Annotated in this window: 5 protein-coding genes and 2 pseudogenes; 5 read left to right on the forward strand and 2 right to left on the reverse strand. The window is 41.0% G+C overall.

Features of this window, described 5'->3' with window-relative positions; translation table 11 throughout:
- The 5 genes and pseudogenes from HRT50_RS17500 to nth form a co-directional block, all read left to right on the forward strand.
- Positions 1-882, forward strand: a pseudogene (locus HRT50_RS17500) (electron transport complex subunit RsxC); the annotation flags it as partial.
- A gap of 71 nt (positions 883-953) precedes the next feature.
- Positions 954-2,015 carry an electron transport complex subunit RsxD gene (gene rsxD, locus HRT50_RS17505; RefSeq protein ID WP_291616890.1) on the forward strand — a complete coding sequence of 354 codons (1,062 nt, stop codon included), beginning with the start codon at positions 954-956 and terminating at the stop codon, positions 2,013-2,015.
- Positions 2,015-2,836 carry an electron transport complex subunit RsxG gene (gene rsxG, locus HRT50_RS17510; RefSeq protein ID WP_291616892.1) on the forward strand — a complete coding sequence of 274 codons (822 nt, stop codon included), beginning with the start codon at positions 2,015-2,017 and terminating at the stop codon, positions 2,834-2,836. The genes rsxD and rsxG overlap by 1 nt, the downstream gene beginning before the upstream one ends.
- Positions 2,826-3,626, forward strand: a complete 801-nt coding sequence (locus HRT50_RS17515) for an electron transport complex subunit E (protein ID WP_291616894.1) — start codon at positions 2,826-2,828, stop codon at positions 3,624-3,626. Before rsxG ends, HRT50_RS17515 begins: the two co-directional genes overlap by 11 nt.
- Before the next feature lie 90 nt (positions 3,627-3,716).
- Positions 3,717-4,376: an endonuclease III gene (gene nth, locus HRT50_RS17520; RefSeq protein WP_291616896.1), complete on the forward strand. Its 660-nt coding sequence runs from the start codon at positions 3,717-3,719 to the stop codon at positions 4,374-4,376.
- Positions 4,377-4,601: 225 nt separating this feature from the next.
- Here the strand turns inward: nth and HRT50_RS17525 are convergent, their stop codons facing one another.
- Positions 4,602-5,123, reverse strand: coding sequence for an alpha/beta hydrolase (locus tag HRT50_RS17525; protein ID WP_291616898.1), 522 nt, complete (start codon positions 5,121-5,123; stop codon positions 4,602-4,604).
- Positions 5,124-5,175: 52 nt separating this feature from the next.
- Positions 5,176-5,378: pseudogene (locus HRT50_RS17530) on the reverse strand (hypothetical protein); the annotation flags it as partial.

Below are 5,378 nucleotides of genomic sequence, written 5' to 3' on the forward strand. Positions count from 1 at the left end.
GCGACAGGCGCAAAATCTGCGGTCGCTGCTGCACTAGCACGGGTAAAAGCCAAGAAAGCAGCAAAAAGTCAAAGCCAAGCTAGCGCTACTGATGTTAAAAATGACGGACAAAAAAGTAATGAGCTGCCAACCGATACGGCTGATGCAGTAGATGACCAAAAATCTCAAGTAGCTGCCGCTATTGCTAGAGCCAAAGCCAAGAGAGAACTCAAACAAGCAGCGGCTAGCCAGAAGGCTAATAAGGACCTGACTGAAAAATCAGTAGCAGAAAAGCAGAATACGGCTCCGCAATCGACTAGTGATGATAAAAAAGCAAAAATAGCCGCCGCTATTGCTAAAGCTAAGGCAAAGAAATTGAGTAAATCAGCTGATGCTACTGAAGCAGGCAATACAGATACGTTAAGCGAAGAAGTAAAGGCTGAACAAGCGGTTATTTTAACTGATAAAAAGGCTAAAATCGCCGCAGCCATTGCCAAAGCGAAAAGTAAAGCGCTGGCAAAAAAATCAGCTCAACAAGCTCAATTAAAAACTGAAGATGCTGTCGCTGATAAGACCGAAGGTATTAACGCTAAGAAAATTAGCACTGATGAAATTATCGCGAACAAAAGTCAAGCAGATCCAATTGGAGCTAGTAGCCCTGTTATAGCGAGCGAGTCAGCTGATTCAACAGATTTAACCAGTTCAGCTAAAGTGGATACAGAGTCGGCTCAATTGCTACAAGATACTTCTGCTGAAAGTCCAAGCGAGACTAAAGCGAATGTCGCGGCAGATAAAAAAGCAAAAATTGCTGCCGCCATTGCTAGGGCGAAAGCGAAGAAGAAACTTAAAGAAGCCGAGAAGCTTGCCTGTACCGTAAAAGATAACGACCAAAATAGCGTGTAATATATGAATCATAACAAAACAAACTCGAATAAAAACTATCAGCTAAACAACCCGACGAGTCGACATAAATAATGGCATTTTGGATAGCAAGTTCACCACATAACCATAACCAAACAAAAACACCTAATTTGATGCGTTTGGTTATTTACGCAACCCTGCCCGGAATTTTGGCGCAATGGTACTTTTTTGGTTGGGGAAACTTAATTCATATTGCCTTAGCCATGGCAACAGCCCTAGTCTGTGAATTCACCGTATTGTCACTGCGTAAAAAACCTATCTCCCATGAATTATTTGATGGTAGTGCCTTATTGACCGCGTTGTTGCTCGGTATATGTTTACCGGCATTAGCCCCTTGGTGGATATCAGTTATTGGTACAATGTTTGCCATTGTTATTGTTAAGCAGCTTTATGGTGGACTAGGTCATAATCCATTTAACCCCGCCATGGCAGGTTATGTGATGTTATTGGTATCTTTTCCTTTGCAAATGACACTATGGCAGCCACCTCTGAGTTTAGTAGCGGTTGATTTAAATTTTACCAACACCCTTACCACCATTTTAACCGGCTTTACCCTTGAGGGTTATTCGGTCGAGCAAATACGGACCACAATTGACGGTATCACTATGGCTACGCCCCTTGATACTCTTAAAACAAATACAGGGTTGGGTTTAACCGTACTGGAAAGTATTGAAAGTCCCGTTTTTGGTGACAACTTTGCTTTAGGTTGGGAATGGATAAATGCCGGGTTTTTACTAGGTGGGATTTTTCTTATCTTTAAAAAAGCCATCGCTTGGCAAACACCCGTCAGCTTTTTAATCAGTTTATTTATCTGCTCTTTTATCGGTTACAGCATTAGCCCAGACAGTAGTGCTTCAACTATGTTCCACTGGTTTTCTGGTGCGACCATGTTAGGGGCGTTTTTTATTTTAACAGACCCGGTTACCGGCGCTACCAGCACTAAAGGTCGTATTGTCGTTGGTTTACTTGCGGGTTTATTAGTGTATTTAATTCGCACTGCCGGTGGCTATCCTGATGGCATTGCTTTTGCTATTTTGCTTTGTAATATGTCTGCACCTTTAATAGATCAATATACTCGCCCTCGTACTTATGGCCATATTAAGGGAGATAAATAATGTCTGATAAAACTGACTCTACACCAGAAAGTCCTGAACATAATAAAGCTAATGACAAAACCGAAAAATCGGCACTAACCATTGCTGTTTCTAAAAACACTAAAATATTGGCGCTGTTTGCCATCGCTTGTACTGTCGCTGTCGGTTTAGTCAATGAACTCACTAAAGATCGGATAAAAAAACAAGAACAGCAACATTTATTAAGAACCTTACATAGTATTATTGAGCCAAGTCGCTATGACAATGATATCGCCAATGACTGTATTGTGATGAGTGCGCCTGAGCTGGGCGTAAATAAAATCCATACGGCCTATATAGCTAGAAAATCCGGAAAAGTCATAGCCGTTGCCATGACCAGTACCGCGCCAAAAGGCTACAATGGCAACATCGATTTTATTATGGCTATCAATAATGACGGCAGTGTCAGTGGTGTTCGTGTACTAAAACACCAAGAAACTCCTGGCTTAGGTGATAAAATCGAACTTAGGAAAAGTGACTGGGTCACCAGTTTTACTGGTAAGAAATTACTTTCAGAAGATGATAGCCGTTGGGCAGTAAGTAAAGATAATGGCATGTTCGATCAATTTACTGGCGCAACTATTACCCCACGCGCCGTCGTTGAAGGTGTAAAGAATACCCTCAATTACTTTACCAATAATAAAGCCAGTTTATTAACTCGGCCCAACGCTTGTGGCGACGTACTTATTACTTCGGCAGTTACAGATACACCGCCAATGACACCTAGTTCGAATCATCAATCGAACCAAACAGCTAACCAAACAGCTACACCAATAAAGCAAGAGGCTGCTAATGGACAATGATATAGCACCACAAAACAGTAAAGAAGCTGATGTTACTGATAACATTGATGAGCAAGAAGCAGCGGCTGAAAAGTTACAAGCCGCAGCTGATCTGAAAGCCGAATATAAAGAATTAGCCATACAAGGCTTATGGAAAAATAACCCTGGTTTAGTACAGTTGCTTGGTTTATGCCCGTTACTTGCGGTAACTTCCACTGTAACGAATGCCATAGGTCTTGGCGTGGCAACTATGCTGGTACTTATCTGCTCCAATGTTACCGTATCAGCAATCCGCCATTGGGTACCTAAAGAAATCCGTATCCCTATTTTTGTCTTGATCATTGCCGCCTTTGTCACTTGTGTGCAGTTACTGATGAATGCCTATACCTTTGGCATTTACCAATCTTTAGGCATATTCCTACCGTTAATTGTTACTAACTGCGCCATTATTGGTCGAGCTGAAGCTTATGCTTCAAAAAATCCAGTTAAACAATCGGCTTTTGATGGCTTAATGATGGGGCTAGGCTTCGCTATTATCTTAATTATATTAGGTATAGTAAGAGAGATACTGGGACAAGGCACACTCTTTGATGGTGCTGAATTACTACTAGGTGACTGGGCCACTGTACTTCGCATTGAAGTGATGCAGCTTGATAGTCAGTTTTTACTGGCGATTCTGCCACCCGGTGCCTTTATCGCCATGGGTTTTTTAATTGCACTAAAAAATGCCATCGATAACCATTTAAAAGCTAAAAAAGTTGTCGATAAAGACTTAGTTATTGAACGAGTACGAGTGAACTTTGACTCTTAACTTCCAATTTGCTTAATTTGTCCAATTAAGCAAAAATCGTCAACAAATTAATGAATAGAATAGAGTTGAATATAAAAGAAGAGCAAAGTCATGAATAAAGAAACACGCTTAGATATGTTAACGCGGCTGCGCGCTAATAATCCAGAGCCAACCACAGAGTTAAATTTTTCTAGCCCGTTTGAACTCCTTATTGCGGTATTACTATCAGCGCAAGCCACTGATGTAGGGGTGAATAAAGCAACCGATAAGCTCTACCCTGTTGCCAATACTCCCCAAGCCATTCTCGACCTTAGTCTTGATGGCTTAAAAAACTATATCAAAACCATTGGTTTGTTTAATACTAAAGCAGCTAACACCATTAAAACCTGTCAAATGTTAGTCGATTTACATGGTGGTGAAGTACCAAAAAGTAGAGCTGCCCTGGAAGCATTACCTGGGGTCGGCCGTAAAACAGCGAATGTGGTATTAAACACCGCTTTTGGTTGGTTAAAAGATGATGAAGGTAATTACTTTATTGCTGTTGATACCCACATTCAACGACTCGCTAACCGCACTGGTTATGCCAAAGGTAAAACCGTAGAAGAGACTGAAAAGAACATAATTAAACATACCCCGAGAAAAACAGAGTTCTTTTTTAATTTACATCATTGGTTCATTCTTCATGGCCGCTATACTTGTGTTGCGCGTAAACCTAAATGTGGCTCATGTATTATTGAAGATTTATGTGACTTTAAAGAAAAAACTGAATAGACAACGTTTGTTTGATATATATCCTGCGTTATCGCACATTCATGTAGCCAGGCTACACGTCATGAGCTCTGCCTTGCCTACATATCAAACGAACAGCTGTAAAATCAATCTCGAAAGTTCAAAGACCCTTAACTTATTCCCCTAGCACTCTCCTATTTAAAACCAGCAAAACCCCATCTAGCCTAATTGTTGATTTAAGCCGCCCTTATTGGTTCGTTCTGTTGCTCAGTCAGCCTTATTTAGGCCTAGTTTTTCATAGTGTTCAGCTAATATTTTATGAAAGCGTTGCACAAACTCTTCTTGCTTTAAGATCTGCGCATGCTGTGCTTCAAAGCCATAGGTTTTAGTTGCTTCATCTTGTAATGACAAAGAGAGTTGGCTGTTCATTGGCACAACGCCGTCGCCCTCTTCTCCTGGTAAGTAGGAGAAAACCAAATGATAGGCCGTCTCGTCAGGCATATGCCAACGGTGAACTCTTCGGATATAATCACTATCTGTCGCCAAATCTAGCCATGACGCTATAACAATAGGCGATGATTCTACTCCTAACCTGGCACTAGCCATACCATACAAAGGACTATTAATAGTCATATACAGGGAAACATAAAACTTGGCTTGATCTTGTTGATGTTTCATCAAAAATGAGCGAGACATTAACCCGCCCATGCTATGAGTAATCAAATGAATATCGACAAAGTCATACTCTGTCTTCATTTGCTTTAGTGAACTTAGAAAATAGTCACTCACCAAGTCTAATTGAATGCCGCTAGGGTAATAGAGTACCCATGGCTGATATTTATCACGGTCGAGTGTTTGGATTACCTAAAGCGCCATGAACAAAAATGACGGGTGTTTTGTCTAGCTCATATGCTTGTAACATGAATAAGCCACCGCCAAATTTATCGAGAAAAGTAAGTGGCAGCCATAAACCGAGCGAAGAGTTTTCTTGGGCAAAGATACTATCCGTTAATGCGACAACTTTACCTATATTGGCCTGAGCCT

Source organism: Colwellia sp. (genome assembly GCF_013215345.1).
Lineage (GTDB): Bacteria > Pseudomonadota > Gammaproteobacteria > Enterobacterales > Alteromonadaceae > Colwellia.

Bases quoted from the DNA above. Each gene is read 5' to 3' on its own strand.
- HRT50_RS17515 (WP_291616894.1), top strand. From the start codon at position 2,826: ATGGACAATGATATAGCACCACAAAACAGTAAAGAAGCTGATGTTACT.
- nth (WP_291616896.1), top strand. From the start codon at position 3,717: ATGAATAAAGAAACACGCTTAGATATGTTAACGCGGCTGCGCGCTAAT.
- rsxG (WP_291616892.1), top strand. From the start codon at position 2,015: ATGTCTGATAAAACTGACTCTACACCAGAAAGTCCTGAACATAATAAA.
- rsxD (WP_291616890.1), top strand. From the start codon at position 954: ATGGCATTTTGGATAGCAAGTTCACCACATAACCATAACCAAACAAAA.